The sequence below is a fragment of the Streptomyces glaucescens genome, assembly GCF_000761215.1.
Taxonomy (GTDB): domain Bacteria; phylum Actinomycetota; class Actinomycetes; order Streptomycetales; family Streptomycetaceae; genus Streptomyces; species Streptomyces glaucescens_B.
On the sequence record NZ_CP009438.1, the window covers coordinates 4874790 to 4893081 of the forward strand.

The following is an 18292-nucleotide window of genomic DNA, read 5'->3' on the forward strand; positions in this document are numbered from 1 at the left end:
ATCAGGTGCGTTGCATCCAATGCAACGCCCGTTGCGTATGTCGCTTACCGCTGTCTAACATCTCGGCCAACGCGGGGTCAACGAAAGCCGCCGACACCCGTACGACGCCGAGGAGCAACGACGATCGTGACCGCCACCGGACCGTGCACCACCCCCGGCGCCGTGGACGTCGTCGCGCTCGGCGAGTCCATGGTCACCTTTCTGCCCACCCGTGCGGGCCGTCTCGCCGATGTTCCCTCCTTCGACCGCTCCATCGGCGGCGCCGAGTCCAACGTCGCCTGCATGCTCGCCGCCGCGGGACACTCCACGCGGTGGGTGAGCCGGGTGGGGGACGACGGGTTCGGCGACCACCTGGTGCGCGCCATCGGGGCGTACGGTGTCGACGTCACGGCCGTACGGCGCGACCCCGCCCGCCCCACCGGCGTCTACTTCCGCACCGCGGGCGACCGCGCCACCGACGCGCACGAGGTGGCGTACTACCGTGCCGGATCGGCGGCCTCCGCGATGAGCCCGGCCACCGTCGACCTGCCGGCCGCCCGCGCCGGCCGCGTCCTGCACCTGTCCGGCATCACGGCGGCGCTGTCCGCCGGCTGCCTGGGCCTGCTGCGCGAACTGACCGCGCCCCGCCCCGGCCGCCCGCTGATCTCCTTCGACGTCAACCACCGCTCCCGGCTGTGGCGCGACGGTGACGGCGCCGGCGCGGTGCTGCTGGAACTGGCCCGGGCCGCGGACATCGTCTTCGTCGGCGCGGACGAGGCCGAACAGACGTGGGGCGTGACGGGCGGCCCCGAAGCCGTCCGGGAACTGCTGCCCGCACCCGGCCTGCTCGTCGTGAAGGACGGTGCCCGGGGAGCCACCCTGTTCGAAGGGCACCGCCGGCCGTCGCCCGGCACCTTCGTCCCCGCCCTCACCGTCGACGTCGTCGCGACGACCGGCGCCGGGGACGCCTTCGCCGCCGGATTCCTCTCCGCCGCCCTGCGCGGCCTGCCCCCGCGGCAACGGCTGCGCCACGGCCACCTGTGGGCCGCCGCCGCCCTCACCGTCCCCGGCGACCTCGCCGCACCACCCGCCCGCGGCCACGCCGACCGGCTCGCCGCCCTCGACGACACCGCGTGGGGGACACTTCGACTCGGCCCCGGCTGGACAGCCGCCACGGAAGGGGCCGACGAGGAGGTACGTACGCCATGAGCCAGACCGTCGACCGCGCGCTGAGCATCCTGCCGCTGCTCGCCGAGGGACCCGCCGACCTCGGACAGGTCGCCGACCGCCTCGGCGTGCACAAGTCCACCGCCCTGCGGCTGCTGCGCACGCTGAACGAACACGGCTTCGTCTACCGCCAGTCCGACCAGCGCTACCGCCTCGGCGCCCGGCTCTTCGCCCTCGCCCAGGAGGCCATGGAGAACCTGGACATCCGGGAGATCGCCCACCCCCACCTGGTCCGCCTCAACGAACAGTGCGGGCACACCGTCCACCTCGCCGTCTACGAGGACGACGAGGTCCTCTACATCGACAAGGTGGAGAGCCGCTACCCGGTCCGCATGTACTCCCGGATCGGCAAGCCGGTCGCCATCACCGTCGCCGCGGTCGCCAAACTGCTCCTCGCCGACCTGCCCGAGCCCGAGCGGCGGGCCGTCGCCGGCAAGCTCGACTACCCCCTGTACACGTCCCGTTCGACACCCGACGCCGAGTCCTTCCTCAAGGAACTCGCCAAGGTGCGCGAACAGGGCTGGGCCACCGACCTCGGCGGCCACGAGGAGTCCATCAACTGCGTCGCCGCACCCGTCCGCGGCGCCGACGGCCGGGTCGTCGCCGCGATGTCGGTCTCCGCGCCGAACGTCGTCGTCACCGCCGACGAACTCCTCACCCTGCTCCCGCTGGTCCGCCGCACCGCGGAGGACATCAGCGGCGAGTACTCCGGCAGAACCACCACGAAGGGCACCGCATGACCGAGAAGACCGCGCTCACCCCCCGCACCCACACCACCCCGCCCGCGAAGTTCTCGCACGGCGTGAAGAAGGGCAACATCCTCCAGGTCGCCGGCCAGGTCGGCTTCCTGCCCGCCGAGGACGGCAAGCCCCCGACGCCCGCCGGCCCCACCCTGCGCGAACAGACCCTCCAGACCCTCGCCAACGTCAAGGCGATCCTGGAGGAGGGCGGCGCGAGCTGGGACGACGTGATGATGATCCGCGTCTACCTCACGGACGTCGGCCACTTCGCCGAGATGAACGACATCTACAACGCCTACTTCGAGGAGCAGGGCCTCACCCAGCCCCCGGCCGCCCGCACGACCGTCTACGTCGGCCTGCCCGCCGGACTCCTCATCGAGATCGACGCCCTCGCCGTCCTCGGCTGACCTCCCCTCACCGCCCGCCGCACACGACCGGCATGGTGTCCGCGCGCTCCCGGACGCCATGCCGCGATCCCCCCTGCCCGAAAGCCGTATGCACTTATCCAGAGGACCCCCCGATGTCCCCTTCGTCCCCACCGCACACCGGCGGCCTCCTGCTGCTCGTCGACGGCACCGCCGGACTGCTCACCGTCGCCGCCCTCGGCATCGCCCTGCTGCTGTTCCTCATCATCAGGGTGCGGCTCCAGCCGTTCGTCGCCCTGCTCGCCGTCTCCATAGCCGTCGGTCTCATGGCGGGCCTGTCCGTCACCGAACTTTTCGGCACCGTCCAGCGTTCGGACGCCGTCTCCACCATCGAGACCGGCATGGGCGGCATCCTCGGCCACGTCGCCATCATCATCGGCCTGGGTACCATGCTCGGCGCGATCCTCGAAGTCAGCGGCGGCGCCCAGGTGCTCGCCTCCCGGCTGCTGAACCTCTTCGGCGAGCGGCGCGCCCCGCTCGCCATGGGCCTGACCGGCCTCGTCTTCGGCATCCCGGTCTTCTTCGACGTCGGCATCTTCGTCCTCGCGCCGATCGTCTACGCGGCCGCCAAGCGCGGCGGCAAGTCGATCCTGCTCTACTGCCTGCCGCTGCTCGCGGGCCTGTCCATGACGCACGCCTTCCTGCCCCCGCACCCCGGCCCCGTCGCCGCCGCGGGCCTGCTCCACGTGGACCTCGGCTGGGTCATCCTCATGGGCGCCGTCTGCGGCGTCCCGGCGGTGCTGGCCGCCTGGGCGTACGCCGCGTGGATCGGCCGCCGCGTCTTCGTGCCGGTCCCGCAGGACATGGTGGAGGCCGCGGAGGAGGCCAAGCGCGCCGTACTGGACGAACGGCGCGCCCCGAGCGAACAGCCCGTCGCCCTCGGCACCGTCCTCGCCGTCATCGGCACGCCGCTGGCCCTGATCCTCGCCGCCACGTTCTCCTCGATCGCGCTGGGCCCCTCCACCGCGCGCTCGGTCATCGAGTTCTTCGGCCACCCGTTCGTGGCCCTCACCCTCGCCCTGCTCCTGGCCTACTACGTCCTCGGCGTCCGCCGCGGGTGGTCGCGCAAGTCCCTGGAGGCGGTGTCGACTTCCTCGCTGAAGCCGGTCGGCAACATCCTGCTGGTGGTCGGCGCGGGCGGCGTCTTCGGCGCCGTCCTCAAGGCCGGCGGGGTCGCCCAGGCCCTGGCGGACACCTTCGACGACGTGGGCCTGCCGGTGCTCGCGCTCTCCTACCTGATCTCCCTGGTGCTGCGCGTCGCCCAGGGCTCCGCCACCGTCGCCATCGTGACCACGGCCGGCATCGTCGCCCCGCTGCTCGCCGAGGGCGACCACTCGCAGGCCTTCGTCGCCCTCGTCATCATGGCCATCTCCGCGGGCTCCATCTTCGCCTCGCACGTCAACGACGGCGGCTTCTGGATCGTCGCCAAGTACTTCGGGATCAGCGAGCGGGACACCCTGAAGACCTGGACCGTGCTGGAGTCGGTGCTGTCACTGGCCGGGTTCGCGGTGGCGGCGGGGGTCAGTGTGTTCGTCTAGGGCAACGGGGTGCCGGAAGAGGCTGGCTGTTGCCCGCACAGGTCCGTCGTCCATACTTCCCGCGTGGAGCAGCGCATAGGACCCAGCATTCAGCCCCTGCAAGGCGCCGCGGCCGACCCGGCGTTCGTCCCCGGCATCACGGGCCCGCGCCCCGACGAGCCGCAGGAGCCGGCTCCGGCGCCGGCGCCCGGGCCGGCACCGGAGACGGCCGTGGCCGGGGAGGAGGCGGCCGCGGCCGAGGAGAGCGCACACAAGGCGGCGCCCGAGGCGGAGGAACCGCCCGCCGACGGACCCGTCTTCGAGGCCGCCGACCGGCGGGCCCGGATCGTCGCCGACGCGCGCGGCGTCCGCCTCAGCCTCGACGAGGAGGCCTGCGAGTTCCGCTGGGACGAGATCGGCGCCGTGGAGACCGAGACGGCCCGCTTCGGCAGGCGGTTCACCGTCACGGTGCACACCCCTGACCGGCGCTGGTACCCGATCGAGATCGAGGCGCCGGCCAGGGCGCGCTTCAAGGAGTGGGAGTCACAGCTCGACGCGGTGCTGGACGCCTACTTCGAGGACGGCACCGGCGAGGACACTCCGTAGGGCCTGTCGTTCGGATCACCCCGGCGTCGCGGGGCCTGGCACGCGCATCCGCGGCGTTGTCGTCGGTCGCCGTGCAGCTGCACGCACCGGACCCCGCTCGGGTCGGTCGAGAGGCTCCGGACCTCAAGCCGGGCTGATCCGAACGAAAGGCCCTAGCAGTACTGGGCCTCCTTGCCGATCGACCGGTACATGCAGTCCGCGTTCTCCAGCAGTTGCAGGACCGCGTCCCGGTTGCGCGAGGTCTCCCGCTCGATCACCTCGTCGGGCGGGTAGAACCCGCCTCCCGAACTGGACCTCGGGTACATCTCGAAGGTGTACCCGAAGATCTTGTGCACGCCCCAGAGGTAGTCGTCGATCGACCCGTCGGTGATGTACAGGTCGCTGGACTGCTCCGGGGTGTAGCCGTTGCTGGCGGCCATCTTCTGCCCGACGGCCGCGAACGCGTTGCGGTCGTCGGCGGTCATGCCGGTGGTGGTGTCGGAGTAGGTGTAGCCGAACGGCCACAGCACCAGCTCGCTGTAGGTGTGGAAGTCGATGCCCGCCGTGATCTGCTGCCTGCCGCCGACCACGCGGCTGCGCACGAAGTCGGAGACGACCTTGACCTCCTTCGCGGACTCCGGCGCCGAGCCCCGGTAGGTCTCGGAGGACGTCGACCCGGAGGAGCCGCCGCAGCAGCCCCAGCGGTAGTTCCAGTTCCGGTTGAGGTCCGTGCCGACGTACGACGAACCCGAGTTGGGCTGCCGGTTCTTGCGCCAGGAGCGGTAGGAGCCGGACGCGATGTCGTACTCGCCGCCGTCCGGGTTGAGGTCCGGGACGATCCAGATCTCGCGGTTGTTCACCACGTTGGTGACCCGGGAGTCGGTGCCGTAGTCGGAGGTCAGCTCGCGCAGCAGGTAGAGCGCCATCTCGACGGTCAGGTGCTCGCGGGCGTGCTGGTGATGGGTGAACAGCACCTCCGGCTCGGACTCGTCCGCGGAGACGTTGTCACTGATCTTGATCGCGACGATGTTGCGGCCCTGGTACGAGGTGCCGATCGTGCGCTGGCTCGCGATGGACGGGTTGGCCGCGACGATCGAGTTGATCTCGGCCGTCATCTCCGCGTAGTTGTGGTAACGCGAGTCGGCCGACGGGAAGTCGTAGAGCCGGACGCCGTCCGCCGGGCCCGACCGGTTGGGGACGGCGTTCAGCGCGGTGACGTCGTAACCGAGGGCGCGCAGCTTGCGGATCTGGTCCGCGCGGCCGGAGACGACCACGCCGTGCCCGTGGACCTCGTCCACGGAGACACCGGCGCGCTGGAGGGCGGTGCGGTCCTTCGCCGTCGAGTGCAGGTGGACCTCGTACTGGCGGATGTCGTCCGCCGAGGCGGCGGGTTCCGCCGCGCTGTCGGCGGTGGCGTCGGTGGCCGTCGCCGAGACCGGGGCCGCGAGGGCGAGGGCCAGCAGGGCGCCGAGCGCGGCGGTGCGTCTGCCGCCGCGGGGGCCTCGGCCCCCGGTGTCCCGGCGGGAGGGGGTGCCTCGGCCGCGGATGCGAAGTCGCATGAAGTCTCCTCGGTTCTCCAGGGGTTCCGGGGTCTCCGGACGTGGGGAGTGGAGCGGTGGGGGTGGTTCTCCGGTGCGACGCACGACGTGCTGGTGCGGGTGTGGCGCTCATGGTTGAGCCGATGGCATGAGCAGGTCAATAGCACATCCGGGGTGGATGGCCTGAACCAGGCGGAAAACGGCCGCGCAGTGTACGCGCGGCGGCCACCACCGGAGCCCGCATCGGAGAAGTGCACCCAGGGGGGTGAGCGGCAGGTGCATATATGTGGCAGCCGGGGGAGAGTGAAGGTCTGCTGCACCGGGAGCCACGGGACCACCGAACTCCCCGCTCACACCCGGAGGACAGGCTGATCATGGGCGGATCAGCGCCACGACCGGACTGTCACCTGCCGGTCGAGACGACCAGCTTCGTCGACCGGCGGAACGAACTGGCCGAAGGCCGCGAACTGCTGGCCCGCGCCCGGCTGGTCACCCTGACCGGACCCGGCGGCGTCGGCAAGACGCGCCTCGCCGCACGCATCGCGGCCCGCGTCGCCCGCGCCTTCCCCGAAGGCGTGCGCTTCCTCCCCCTGTCCGGGCTCCACGACCCCGCCCTCGTCCCGCTCGCCGCCGCCGACGCCCTCGGCCTGCACGACCACTCCGCCCAGCCCCCGCTCGACGCCCTCGTGGCACAGGTACGCGACCGGCGCCTGCTGCTCGTCGTCGACAACTGCGAACACCTGCTGCCCGCCGCCGCCGACCTCGCCGCCGCCCTGCTGCGCGGCACCACCGGCGTACGCGTCCTCGCCACCAGCCGGCACCGCCTCGGCCTCACCGAGGAACACCTCATGGACGTACGCCCGCTGCCCGTCCCCGACCCCGACGGCGACCTCTCCGCCGCCGACGCCGGCCCCGCGCTCACCCTCTTCGCCGACCGCGCAGCCGCCGTCGACCCCGGCTTCCGCCTCACCCCAGCCAACCGGGCCGCCGTCGCCCGCCTCTGCCGGCGCCTCGACGGACTGCCCCTCGCCATCGAACTCGCCGCCGTACGGATGCGCGTCCTCAGCGTCGAACAGCTCCTCGCCCGCGTCGACGACCGCTACCGCCTGCTCTCCGCCGGCAGCCCCGCCGTCCCGCCCCGCCACCGGACCCTGCGCGCCGCCGTCGACTGGAGCCACGACCTCTGCACACCGCACGAGCGACTGGTGTGGGCCCGCGCCTGCGTCCTCGCCGGCAGCTTCGACCTGGAGACCGCCGAAGCCGTCTGCGCCGACGGCGAGCAGGTCCGGCCCCACGACGTCCTCGCGGCCGTCGCCGGACTCGTCGACAAGAGCGTGCTCGGCCGGGAACCCGGACCCGACGGCGTCCGCTACCGCCTCCTCGACACCCTGCGCCACTACGGTCTGGAACGACTCCGCGAACTCCCCGGCGAGGAGGACGCCGCACGCCGCCGCCAGCGCGACTGGATGCAGCAGCGCGCCGCCGCCTGCGAACGCGCCTGGTTCGGCCCCGGCCAGCGCGAGACCGTCGCCCGGCTCCGCGCCGACCAGGACAACCTGCGCGCCGCCCTCGACTACAGCCTCACCGCCCCCGGCGAAACACTCGCCGGCCTCCGCCTGGCCGGCACCCTCTGGTTCTACTGGCACGCCTGCGGCGCCCCCCGCGAAGGCCGCCACTGGCTCGACCGCGCCCTCGACGCCCACCCCGAACCCACCCCCGAACGCGCCCGCGCCCTGTGGGTCTCCGCCCTCCTCGCCGGCTGCCCCGAAGACCTCACCCGCGGCCGCCGGCGCGCCCAGGAGGCCGCCGCCCTCGCCCGGCGGCTCGGCGACGAGGCCGAGGCCGCCCACGCCGAGTACGCCGTCGGCGTCATCCGCCTGTTCAGCGACGACCTGACCGCCGCCCTCGACCACTTCCGGGCCGGCGTCGCCCGCGGCCGCGTCCCCGGCCAGCACCTCAGCCTCGTCGGCCTCGACCGGGTCGAACTCGCCTGCGCCCTCTCCCTCCTCGGCCGGGCCGACCAGGCCATCGCCGTCTGCGAGGAGACCCGGCGGCTGTGCGAGGCGCACGGCGAGGAATGGGTGCTGTCGTACGTGCTGCGCATGCTGGCCCTCGCCCACACCGTGAAACGGGACTGGCCGCGGGCCGAGCGCCACGCCCGCGAGGCGCTGCGCCGCAAGCTCGCCGTCCACGACATCGTCGGCATCGGCCTCACCCTCGACCTCCTCGCCCAGATCGCCGGCCACCACGACGCACCCGAACGCGCCGTCGTGCTCCTCGGCGGCGCCGACCGGGTCTGGGCCGGCGTCGACCGCGACCGCTGGGGCTCCGCCGCCCTCGGCACCGCCCGCGACGGCACCGAGACCAGGGCCCGCGCGGCCCTCGGCGCCCCTGCCTTCGACCGCGCCTACGCCCACGGCGCCGCCCTCACCCTCCCCGGCCTGGCCGGCTACGCCCTGGAGGAACACCGGCCGCCCGAGCCGGAACGCCCCCGGGGCGCCCCCCTCACCCGGCGCGAGACCCAGGTCGCCCAGCTCGTCGCCGAAGGACTCGCCAACCAGCAGATCGCCGACCGCCTGGTGATCGCCCGCCGCACCGCCGAAGGACATGTCGAACGCATCCTCAGCAAACTCGGCTTCAGCAACCGCAGCCAGATCGCCGCCTGGGTGACGGCCCAACGCTGACACCGGGCAGCGTGCGGTGCGGTGCGGTGCGGTGCGGTGCGGTGTCCGTGCCGGCGCGGCGCGGGTGCGGCGCCCGCCCCGGCGGGGCCCGCTCCCGACGACGACCGCGCGGAGGGCCCTGGCCTCGAGCAGCCGGCTCCGGGCAGCCGGCTGGGAAACAGGACGGCTGCGAACCCGCCCGCACCGAACAGGCCCGCTCCGGGCACGACCCGCTCACCCCGACAGGAGACCCATGACCACCACCGAACACGGCACCACCCCGCCCGGCCTGCCCGGTTCCTTCGACCACCGCATGGCCGTGCACGGGTCCGACGAGGAGTTCCTGGCGACCGCCGTGCCGTTCCTCGCCGAAGGTCTCGCCGCGCCCGAGGAACCCCCGCCCGTGGCCATCGCCGCCCCCGCCAAACTGGAGCTGCTGCGCGCCGCCCTCACCGGGGACGCCGCACGGCGGGTGGTCACCATCGCGCACACCGACTGGTACACCGGCTCAGCCGCCAACGCCATCGCCCGGGCCGCCGGTCACCTCGCCGCGCACGCCGGGCCGCGCGGCGCCGTCCACCTCTTGATGGAGCCCGACTGGAGCGGCCGGGCCGGCCGCTCCGCCCGCGAGTCCGCCGAGTGGATCCGCTACGAGGCCCTCGCGAACCTCCTCTTCGCCCCGTACGCCACCACCGCCCTGTGCGTCTACGACACCCGCACCGCGGGCCCGGCCGTGATCGCCGCGGCCCGCCGCGCCCACCCCGGCACCGGGGCGTACGCCGACCCGCTCCTGGTCGCCGCCGAACTGGACGCCGTACCGCTGCCGCCGCCCCCGCGGGACGCGCACCGGCTGCCCGCACCCGAACCCGGCGCCGTCCGCGGCTGGGCGCTCGCCCGGGGGCTGGCCCCCGCGGAGGCGGAGCTGTTCGCCACGGCGGTGGCGGAGGCCGCCGTGGACCCCGTCACCGATGTCCTGCTGTGGGGCGAGGCGCCCTCCTGCGTCTGCGAACTGCGTACCGCCCGCCGCGTCGCCGACCCGCTCGCCGGCTTCGTGCCGCCACCCGCCGCCACCGCACCCGCACCCGGGCAGGGCCTGTGGTTCGCGCGGCAGGTGTGCGCGTACGTCGACGTCCGCGACGATGCCGCGGGGGCCCGCGTCCGCCTGCAGTACGCGTAGCCCGAGGCGGGGCCCGTGCCGTCACGCAGGTATGGAATCGGGTAGTCCTCCCCGTGTGCCGTTCCCGCCCCCGGGACAGGCTGGAGTCATGCCGAGACTTTCCGGGGGCCTCCTCCCGGACCCCCACCCCGAGTACGGCGCGTACCCCCAGCCCCCGATGGGCGCGGGGCACGCGAGCACCGAGTACGACCCCCGCCCCTCCGCGGTCGGCGAGGCCCGCGCGGAGGTCCGCAGGCAGCTTGAGGGATGGGGGCTGGCGGAGCACGACGGCCTGGACGACCTGGTGGCCACCGCGCAGCTCCTCGTCAGCGAGCTCGCCACCAACGCCCTGGTGCACTCCGCGAGCCGCTTCCGGCTCACCCTGACCGCCGCCCACGGCGTGCTGCGCTGCGAGGTCGCGGACGCGGGGCGCCGGGTGCCGCAGGTGCTCCAGGCGGGCACCTCGGAGAACGGCCGCGGGATGTACCTGGTCGACGCACTCGCCCGGCGCTGGGGCTGCCACCAGGACGGGCAGGGCAAGACGGTGTGGTTCGAACTCGGCACGTGCGCGTGCGACGGCTGCGGCCGGCGACAGCCGTAGGGCCGGTCCGGCCCTGGCACGGGAGCGGTCCGGGGCCCGGCGGCACACCCGGCCGCCGGGGCCCGTCCGCACCCGTTCGACCGGCTGGGCGCAAACGGTGGAGATCCCGCACGCCCTCTTGCCGCGACGCTGACCATCGGCTTTCTTGACGTTCATGGCGGACACGACGGAAGACACAGCGGCGGCACGGGCCGGCGGGCCGGACTCCACACCCCGCAAGGCGAGCTGGAAGTACATCGGTCCCGGGATCGTCGTCGCCGCCACCGGGGTCGGCGCCGGTGACCTGGTGGCCACCCTCATCGCGGGCAGCAGCTTCGGCTACACCCTCCTGTGGGCCGCCGTCGCCGGCTGCCTGGTGAAGATCTCCCTCGCCGAGGCGGCGGGCCGCTGGCACCTGTCCACCGGCCGCACCCTCTTCGACGGCTGGGCGAGCCTCGGCCGCTGGACGACCTCCTTCTTCGCCGTCTACCTGGTCGTGTGGGGCTTCGTCTACGGCGCGGCGGCGATGTCGTCGAGCGCGCTGCCGCTCCAGGCGCTGTTCCCCGGCGTCATGGACCTCGAGTGGTGGGGCGTGGCCTGCGGGCTGGTGGGCCTCGCCTTCGTCTGGTTCAACAAGTACGCGGTGTTCGAGAAGGTCATGACGGTCCTCGTCGGCGTCATGTTCGTGGTGACGGTGTACCTGGCGATCCGGGTCACCCCGAACCTCGGCGAGGCCTTCGCGGGCCTGCTCCCGGTCCTCCCCGACGAGAAGGACTCCATCCTCAACACCCTCGGCCTGATCGGCGGCGTCGGCGGCACCATCACCCTCGCGGCGTACGGCTACTGGGTCAACGCCAAGGGCTGGACCGACACCGGCTGGATGAAGGTCATGCGCCTGGACAACCGGGTCGCCTACGCCACCACCGGCATCTTCGTCGTGGCCATGCTCTTCGTCGGCGCGGAACTCCTGCACTCCGCGAACGTGGCCATCGCCGGCGGTGACAAGGGCCTCATCCAGCTGACCGACATCCTGGAGGCCGAGTACGGCACGGCCACCGCGAAGTTCTTCCTCATCGGCTTCTTCGCCACCTCCTTCACCTCCCTGATCGGCGTCTGGCACGGCGTGAGCCTGATGTTCGCCGACTTCGTGGCCCGCTTCCGCAGCGGCGACCAGGCGAAGGGCGAGCGGATCGCCGCCGGCACCCGCGAACGGTCCTGGCCCTTCCGCGCGTACCTGCTGTGGCTGACCTTCCCCCCGATCGTCCTGCTCTTCCAGGGCCAGCCCTTCCGCCTGATCATCCTCTACGGCGTCCTGGGCGCGGCCTTCCTCCCCTTCCTCGCCGGCACCCTGCTGTGGCTCCTCAACTCCTCCCGCACCCCCCGCGAATGGCGCAACGGCCGGCTGAGCAACGCCATGCTGGCCCTCGCGGGCCTGCTCTTCCTCGTCCTGTGCGTCAAGCAGATCTGGGACCAGCCGTGGTCGGAGTTCTTCTAGGCTCCGCGGCAGCGGCGGGAGAGAGAGCTCCACGCGGCATGAAACATTTCCCGGCCCCCACCGCATCGATGAGGTGACGGCGTTGGTGCGGGAGAGCGGGGGCGTGGATGCGACGGGGCCGGGCGGACGAGTACGCGGAGTTCGCGGCGGCACGCGCCGGGCACCTGTACCGGTCCGCGTGCCTGCTCACCGCGGGTGACACCCACCACGCCGAGGACCTGGTCCAGGAGACCCTGGGCCGGCTGTACGTCAGCTGGCAGCGCGTCAGCCGGGCCGGCAACCCGGCCGCGTACGCCCAGACCGTGCTCACCCGCACCTTCCTCGCCCAGAAGCGGCGGCGCAGCAGCACCGAGCGGGCCACCGACGTCCTCCCCGAGCGGGCGGACACCGCCGCCGGTGACGCCTCCCTGCGCCTGACCCTGCTGGAGGCGCTGGCCCGGCTGCCCGCCAAGGACCGGGCGGTCGTCGTCCTGCGCTACTGGGAGGACCGCAGCATCCAGGAGACGGCCGACGCCCTGCACGTCAGCTCGGCCGCCGTACGCACCCGCTGCGTACGGGCCCTCGCCCGGCTGCGGGAACTGCTCGGCGAGGACCTGGCCGAGTACGCGGCGGCCTGACCCGCCCGCCCTGACGCGCCCCCACCACACCTCACGTCCCGACCTACCGAAACGGCGGTTCGCCATGCCCGTGGAACCCACCCAGGACCCCTTCGAGGACCGGCTCGGAGCCGCCCTGCGCCAGACCGGGGACACCTTCGACACCGACCGCCCCGCACTCGTCGCCGCGGGCCACACCCGCGGCCGCCGCATGCGCGTGCGGCGCCGGGCCGCGGTGTTCGGCGGCGCGGCGAGCCTCGCCCTGGTCGGCGTGGGCGCCACCCTGGTCCTGCCGGGGGCCGGGCAGGGCACGGACGAGGAGCGCACCCGGTCCGCCGGCCGCACCGGCACGGCCGCCGTCGCGAGCGCCACCGCGGCGCCCACCCCCCTCACCGGCGAGGAGATGATCGCCACGCTCAGGTCGCTGCTCCCGGCCGGCAAGGTGACCGGGGCGACCGCACAGGGCACGAGCACCGGGACGCCGTACGCGAACGTGGTCTACGACGACGGCCAGGGCGCCGGCGCCGTCGCGGTCGGCCTCGGCCGCGTCGAGCCGGACAGCCAGAGCGCCCGCGAGATGACCACCTGCCCCGACAAGGCGGTGTTCCCGCACGACGCCTGCCGCACCACCCGGCTGGCGGACGGCTCCTTCCTGATGATCTTCCAGGGGTACGAGTATCCGGACCGGCGCGTGGACACCAAGCGCTGGCAGGCGGAACTCGTCACCCCCGAGGGCCGGCACATCAGCGTCAGCGAGTGGAACGCGGCGGCCGAGAAGGACGCCCCGGTCACCCGCCCCGAACCGCCGCTGACCCCGGCGGAACTCGGGAAGATCGCCACGGCCCCCGCATGGCGCGGCGCGGCCGACGCCATCCCAGTGGACCCGAAGGGCAAGCCCACGTCGGGCACCGACCTGCCCCCCGGCGCGGACGGCACCACCGTCGTGAAGACCCTCCGGAAGCTGATGCCGAAGGGGCTGAAGGTGGTCTCGGAGGGCGGTCAGGAGACCGAGTACGGATACGTGGTCGTCGACGACGGCCGGGGCGCCACCCTCGTCCAGATCAACGTCCAGCCCGACATGTCGGACGTCGCCGACCAGCTCTTCGGGCCCGAGGCGGAGACCCTGCCCGACGGCACGAAGGTCGCGGTCCGGCAGGGCCCCGGCGAGAAGGGCGGCGAAGGGGTCGTCATGTGGACCGTCGACACCCTGCGCCCCGACGGCCGCCGCGTCGTGATCAGCGCCTTCAACTCCGGCGCCCAGCACACCCCCGCGACCCGCGAGACCCCAGCGCTGACGATCGGCCAGCTCCGCGAGATCGCCCTCAGCGAGCAGTGGCTCACGCTGCTCTGAATCCGTGAGGGGGCGGACCGCCCGGCCCGCGCCGGCCGACTATCCTCGTGGCTCTCCACACCTTCCCGGGGGCCCACCGACGATGACCACACCACCACCGCCCTACGGTCACCGGCCGGCGCCCCCACCGGGCTTCGGCCCGCCCCCTCCTCAGTACGCGCCCCACCCGCCGCCCACCGGACCCGACTTCATGGCCGTCGACCGCCGCTGCTCCATAGTCGTCGACGCGGAGGGCGTGTCCTTCGAGATCAACGACGTGACCGCCGAGTTCCCCTGGCCGGAGATCCGCAGCGTCCACTACCAGCCGAGCCCCTCGGGCAAGCACCTCATGATGGGCGTCATCCACCTGGACGGCCGCTTCTACGAGTGCGTCGTGGAAGCGAAGCCCCGCACGCGGCTGGGGGAGTGGCTGCCCCGGTTGCACGCGGTGCTGGGGTACTACCGGCCGATGGGCTGACGGTCGTCCTCGAAGGGCGCGGCGGGTGTCGGCCGTGCCACTCCCCGTACTCCTCCTCGCCGAAGCGCGGGCACCGGCCGAGGATGTGATCCGCGGACACCCGCGCCTCCACGAACGCCTCGAAGACGTCGTGCGGCGAGGCGTGTCCTGCTCGCGCTCGCCGCACGACGTCGATCAGATCGCGGACTCCGCCCCCCGGACTACGGCAGGGCGTGCACGTGCGGGCCCACCGCGTTCGACCAGGCGTTGCCGGCCGTCGCGTCCCAGTTGGTGGACCAGGTCATCGCGCCGCGCAGGTCGGGGTAGGTCCGCGGGGGCTTGAAGGAGCCGCAGTTGGTGGCCTTGGTGAGGCAGTCCAGTGCCGCGTTGACGACCGAGGGGGCCACGTAGCCGCTGCCCGCTCCCCGGGTGGAGGCCGGGACGCCGAGGCCGACCTGGGACGGGGCGAGGCCGTTCTCCAGCTGGATGCAGGCGAGGGCGGTGAGGAAGTCCACCGAGCCCTGGCTGTAGACCTTGCCGTCGCAGCCGAGCATGGAACCGCTGTTGTAGTACTGCATGTTGACGACGGTGAGGATGTCCTTGATGTTCAGGGCCGTCTGGAAGTAGGAGTTCGACGTCGACTGCATGTCGATGGTCTGCGGGGCCATCGTGATGATCAGGGAGGGGCCCGCCTTCGCGGACAGGGACCGCAGCGCCTGGGTCATGTACGTCGCGTTGAGGCCGTTCTCCAGGTCGATGTCGACGCCGTCGAAGCCGTACGTCTGCATCAGGGAGTGCACCGAGTTCGCGAAGTTGGCGGCCGACGTGGCGTCGTTCACCGCGACCCGCCCGAGTTCGCCGCCCACCGAGATGATGACCTTCTTGCCGGCCGCCTGCTTGGCCTTGATGTCGGCCTTGAACTGGTCGACGGTGTACCCGCCGAGTCCGGCCGAGTCCAGGTTGAAGGTCACCGCGCCCGGCGTGCTCGTCGCGTCGGCGAAGGCTACGGCGATGATGTCGTACTGGGCCTGCACGTCGGAGAGCCGCTGGACGGCCGCCCCGTTGTTGAAGTTCTGCCAGTAGCCGGTCACCGCGTGCTTGGGCAGGGAGCCGCCGCCGCCCCCGCCGGCCGGTGCGGTCGTCGCGGTGACGGTCGCCGACTTGGGGGACTCACCCGCCGCGTTGGTCGCGGTGACCTGGAAGGAGTACGCCGTGGAGGCCGCGAGCCCGGTCACGGTGGCCGAGGTGCCGGTCACCGCGGTCGCCTTCGTGCCGTTGCGGTAGACGGTGTAACCGGTCGCGCCCGAGACCGTGTTCCAGCTGAGCGAGACGGAGGAGGAGGTGGTGCCCGCGACGGACAGGCCGGCGGGGGCGCCGGGAACCGTCGGGGCCGGGCCGCCGCCTCCGCCGCCGTCCGGGCCGAGGACGGACACGTCGTCGACGTGGTAGGCCGCCTGGCCGTACCAGCCGTGGGTGTAGACCGTCACCGAGGTGGTGGACGCGCCGGTGGTGAAGGTGGTCGTCAGCTGCTTCCAGCCGGTGCTGCCGGGGGTCCACGTCGACACGTCGGTGGTGCCCGTGCCGGTCGCGCCGAGGTAGGCGTAGCCGCCCTGCACCCAGGCGCTGAGCGTGTACGTGGAGTCGGGCCGGACGGCGACCGTCTGGGTGCAGCGGGCGTTGTCCTGGCCGGCGGGGGTGGCCTTCAGCGCGGCCGTGCCGCCGTGCACGGGGGAGGAGACGGCCGTACCGCTGCCCGCCGAACAGGTCCAGTCGGCGAGGCCCGCCTCGAAGCCGGCGTTCCGCACGTTGTTGACGTCAGCGGCGGACGCCTGGGTGGCGGTGGTGAGGGAGAGGGCGAGGGCGGCGGTCGCGGCGCCCGACCAGAGGCGTATGCGCCTGCTGCGTCTGCGTACGGGGTCCACTGGGGCCTCCGGTGGGGAGTGGGGTCGTTCCGGACGACGGTGGCCACCGCTGGCCACCAAGTTGGTCCAGACCAATTGAGTTGTCAAGGGGCGGGCGCGAGACGGCCGCAGGGGCACGCCGGCACGGCCGCTCGGACGGGCGGCGACGGGGACCTCCGGTCCCGGTTCACCCGATGGGTGCGGCTTCGCGCGACAGCCTGTCCACCGTGCCCGGATTTGACGGGACTTGCGCGCTGGCAGTTGTCCGCGAGCTAGACAAACGCTGTTCTCCGGTCACATGGCCGTGGATACAGTGCTGAGGTAGTCACGCAATGAAGTCACCTCGGTGCGACGGAGTAGCCCCGGCGGACCGACCGGCGTGAGACGGGGAGCTGCGCGTGCCAACTGCCATTGCCGTGACCAGCGCCGACCTGGCGCTGCCACCGCAGGACGAACGGACGCTGCCCGCGACCGTCCTGAAGGACCTCGACCGGCGTCCCCTGGACCAGGTCCTCGCCGAGGTGACGGCCGTCCTGGAGGCCCACGGCCACCTCGTCGTCGTCCACTCCGCGGCCGTCCCCGCCGCCGTCGAGCGCCGGCTGCGCACCGTCCGCTCCCTGCTCGAGACCGACCGGATCGCCCTGCTCACTCCCGCTCTGCCGCCGCTCGGCGTCGCCGTCCTCGCCCGCCAGTTACGCCAGCTCGCCTCCTGCGACCTCGGCCCCGGCGTCCTCGCCTGCGCGGGCCGGCTGCTCACCCACTACCTCCACGCCGGCGCCCTGCTCGGCTCGGTCGCCCGCCTCGACCGCATCCCCGTCGACCTCAAGGCGCACGCCAAGTCCTGGCTGCCCAGCAGCCAGTTCGCCGTCGTGGCGCACCCGCAGCCCCAGCTCGTGCGGCTCGGCCCCGGCGCCTCCCTCACCGGCCCCGAGTTCGCCACCTGGATGCTCACCGCCAAGGGCCAGCTCCAGTCCGACTGGATCACCGGCACCCTCGGCCCGTCCTGGAAGGTCCAGGGCCTGCGCGAGACGGCACTGCCCGCCGAGTCCGCCGCCTGGTGGGGGACCGGCAAACTGATCGAGTTCTGCTCCTACTTGCCCGACCTGTCCGTCCTCTACCAGCTCGTCGGCTCGGTGCGGCAGACCGTCTGCCACTGGTGCGGCATGGACGTCATCGGCGACCGCTGTGTCTTCTGCTCGGCGACCGCCCCCGCACCCCCACCCGAACGGCACCACCAGCCCACCGCCGGGTGAGCACCCGCAGCCACCCACCGCACCCGAACAGCGCCGGGAAGCCCCGACCGCCCCCGACCAGCCCCGAAAAGCCCCCACCGTCCCCCGACGAGCACCCGAGAAGCCCCGACCGCCACCCCCCCCCGATGAGGTCCCCCGCGTCATGAACTCCCGTCAGCGCCGCGGCGTGATACTGCTCCTCCTGTCCGTCCTGTGCGCCCTGGGCGCGTTCGCGGGCGTCCTCTCCGTCGTCAACGACGTGAAGTCCAAGGTCGGCCCCGAGGTCACGGCGTACCGCCTGAGGGCGGAGGTGGAGCCCTACACCCCGCTGACCGCCGCCCAGTTCGAGAAGATCTCGATGCCGGAACGGTGGCTGTCGCCCACCGCGGTCCGCGACCTCGCGGAGATCCGGGGCAAGATCGCCGTCACCACCCTCCGGCCCGGCTCCCTGCTCCAAACCGACATGATCGTGGAGCGGCCCGCCCTCCAGCCGGGCGAGCAGGAGGTCGCGATCCTGATCGACGCGGCGACCGGCGTCGCCGGGAAGATCACCGCCGGTGCCCGGGTGAACGTCTACGCCACCTTCGAGGGCGAACGCGAGGGCGCCCCCGACCAGTCCAAGATCATCGTGACCAACGCCCGGGTCCTCGACGTGGGTGAGCTGACCGCGCTGAAGCCCGACGAGAACGACCGCGGCCGGGAGCCCACCGACGCCGTCCCGATCACCTTCGCCCTCTCCGCCCTGGACGCCCAGCGCATCACCTACGCCGAGTCCTTCGCCGAGCGGGTCCGGCTCGCCCTGGTCGCGCCCGGCGGCGACTCCGCGGTCCCCGACGAGGACCGGACGTACGAACTCGCGAAGGACAAGTGA

16 protein-coding genes are annotated in these 18292 nt (G+C 73.0%); 14 read left to right on the forward strand and 2 right to left on the reverse strand.

All coding sequences use genetic code 11. The features are described from left to right. Positions 1–126 precede the first annotated feature (126 nt). The 5 genes from SGLAU_RS21215 (at position 127) to SGLAU_RS21235 (ending at position 4494) form a co-directional block, all read left to right on the forward strand. Positions 127–1188, forward strand: coding sequence for a sugar kinase (locus SGLAU_RS21215; RefSeq protein ID WP_043503707.1), 1062 nt, complete (start codon positions 127–129; stop codon positions 1186–1188). Then, the gene (locus SGLAU_RS21220) at positions 1185–1946 is read left to right on the forward strand and encodes an IclR family transcriptional regulator (RefSeq protein WP_043503708.1); all 762 of its coding nucleotides are present in this window, start codon (positions 1185–1187) and stop codon (positions 1944–1946) included. Before SGLAU_RS21215 ends, SGLAU_RS21220 begins: the two co-directional genes overlap by 4 nt. Further along, complete coding sequence (locus tag SGLAU_RS21225; RefSeq protein ID WP_043503710.1) at positions 1943–2353, forward strand: RidA family protein; 411 nt, start codon at positions 1943–1945, stop codon at positions 2351–2353. Before SGLAU_RS21220 ends, SGLAU_RS21225 begins: the two co-directional genes overlap by 4 nt. Positions 2354–2466: 113 nt before the next feature. Next, positions 2467–3909: a GntP family permease gene (locus SGLAU_RS21230; RefSeq protein ID WP_043503712.1), complete on the forward strand. Its 1443-nt coding sequence runs from the start codon at positions 2467–2469 to the stop codon at positions 3907–3909. A gap of 63 nt (positions 3910–3972) precedes the next feature. Continuing rightward, entirely contained in the window at positions 3973–4494 is a 522-nt protein-coding gene (locus SGLAU_RS21235) for a hypothetical protein (protein WP_043503713.1), read from the forward strand. Positions 4495–4646: 152 nt separating this feature from the next. Here the strand turns inward: SGLAU_RS21235 and SGLAU_RS21240 are convergent, their stop codons facing one another. Continuing rightward, entirely contained in the window at positions 4647–6032 is a 1386-nt protein-coding gene (locus SGLAU_RS21240; protein ID WP_043503714.1) for a M14 family metallopeptidase, read from the reverse strand. 353 nt (positions 6033–6385) lie between these two features. On the opposite strand from SGLAU_RS21240, the gene SGLAU_RS21245 reads away from it, so the two are divergent. From SGLAU_RS21245 to SGLAU_RS21275, 7 genes are all read left to right on the forward strand, one after another. Next, positions 6386–8695, forward strand: a complete 2310-nt coding sequence (locus SGLAU_RS21245; RefSeq protein ID WP_043503717.1) for an ATP-binding protein — start codon at positions 6386–6388, stop codon at positions 8693–8695. Between the two features lie 232 nt (positions 8696–8927). After that, positions 8928–9851 (forward strand): MEDS domain-containing protein, encoded by a 924-nt coding sequence (locus tag SGLAU_RS21250; RefSeq protein WP_043503719.1) that lies wholly within the window; start codon positions 8928–8930, stop codon positions 9849–9851. A 157-nt stretch (positions 9852–10008) separates the two neighbouring features. After that, a complete protein-coding gene (locus SGLAU_RS21255) occupies positions 10009–10431 on the forward strand; it encodes an ATP-binding protein (protein WP_043503721.1) in 423 nt (140 codons plus the stop codon). Between the two features lie 154 nt (positions 10432–10585). After that, the gene (locus tag SGLAU_RS21260; RefSeq protein WP_043503723.1) at positions 10586–11905 is read left to right on the forward strand and encodes an Nramp family divalent metal transporter; all 1320 of its coding nucleotides are present in this window, start codon (positions 10586–10588) and stop codon (positions 11903–11905) included. A 107-nt stretch (positions 11906–12012) separates the two neighbouring features. After that, the gene (locus SGLAU_RS21265) at positions 12013–12522 is read left to right on the forward strand and encodes a SigE family RNA polymerase sigma factor (RefSeq protein WP_043503724.1); all 510 of its coding nucleotides are present in this window, start codon (positions 12013–12015) and stop codon (positions 12520–12522) included. Positions 12523–12586: 64 nt separating this feature from the next. Next, the gene (locus SGLAU_RS21270) at positions 12587–13852 is read left to right on the forward strand and encodes a hypothetical protein (RefSeq protein WP_043503725.1); all 1266 of its coding nucleotides are present in this window, start codon (positions 12587–12589) and stop codon (positions 13850–13852) included. 190 nt (positions 13853–14042) lie between these two features. Next, entirely contained in the window at positions 14043–14309 is a 267-nt protein-coding gene (locus SGLAU_RS21275) for a hypothetical protein (RefSeq protein ID WP_244315244.1), read from the forward strand. 200 nt (positions 14310–14509) lie between these two features. On the opposite strand, the gene SGLAU_RS21280 is transcribed toward SGLAU_RS21275, so the two are convergent. After that, entirely contained in the window at positions 14510–16210 is a 1701-nt protein-coding gene (locus SGLAU_RS21280; RefSeq protein ID WP_043503728.1) for a chitinase, read from the reverse strand. Positions 16211–16587: 377 nt separating this feature from the next. Between SGLAU_RS21280 and SGLAU_RS21285 the strand changes: the two genes are divergently transcribed. Beyond that, a complete protein-coding gene (locus tag SGLAU_RS21285) occupies positions 16588–17442 on the forward strand; it encodes a hypothetical protein (RefSeq protein WP_078957818.1) in 855 nt (284 codons plus the stop codon). Positions 17443–17584: 142 nt separating this feature from the next. After that, complete coding sequence (gene cpaB / locus SGLAU_RS21290; protein WP_043503731.1) at positions 17585–18292, forward strand: Flp pilus assembly protein CpaB; 708 nt, start codon at positions 17585–17587, stop codon at positions 18290–18292.

Bases quoted from the DNA above. Each gene is read 5' to 3' on its own strand.
- SGLAU_RS21220 (WP_043503708.1), top strand. From the start codon at position 1,185: ATGAGCCAGACCGTCGACCGCGCGCTGAGCATCCTGCCGCTGCTCGCC.
- SGLAU_RS21225 (WP_043503710.1), top strand. From the start codon at position 1,943: ATGACCGAGAAGACCGCGCTCACCCCCCGCACCCACACCACCCCGCCC.
- SGLAU_RS21230 (WP_043503712.1), top strand. From the start codon at position 2,467: ATGTCCCCTTCGTCCCCACCGCACACCGGCGGCCTCCTGCTGCTCGTC.
- SGLAU_RS21240 (WP_043503714.1), bottom strand. From the start codon at position 6,032: ATGCGACTTCGCATCCGCGGCCGAGGCACCCCCTCCCGCCGGGACACC.
- SGLAU_RS21245 (WP_043503717.1), top strand. From the start codon at position 6,386: ATGGGCGGATCAGCGCCACGACCGGACTGTCACCTGCCGGTCGAGACG.
- SGLAU_RS21250 (WP_043503719.1), top strand. From the start codon at position 8,928: ATGACCACCACCGAACACGGCACCACCCCGCCCGGCCTGCCCGGTTCC.
- SGLAU_RS21255 (WP_043503721.1), top strand. From the start codon at position 10,009: ATGGGCGCGGGGCACGCGAGCACCGAGTACGACCCCCGCCCCTCCGCG.
- SGLAU_RS21260 (WP_043503723.1), top strand. From the start codon at position 10,586: ATGGCGGACACGACGGAAGACACAGCGGCGGCACGGGCCGGCGGGCCG.
- SGLAU_RS21265 (WP_043503724.1), top strand. From the start codon at position 12,013: ATGCGACGGGGCCGGGCGGACGAGTACGCGGAGTTCGCGGCGGCACGC.
- SGLAU_RS21270 (WP_043503725.1), top strand. From the start codon at position 12,587: ATGCCCGTGGAACCCACCCAGGACCCCTTCGAGGACCGGCTCGGAGCC.
- SGLAU_RS21275 (WP_244315244.1), top strand. From the start codon at position 14,043: ATGGCCGTCGACCGCCGCTGCTCCATAGTCGTCGACGCGGAGGGCGTG.
- cpaB (WP_043503731.1), top strand. From the start codon at position 17,585: ATGAACTCCCGTCAGCGCCGCGGCGTGATACTGCTCCTCCTGTCCGTC.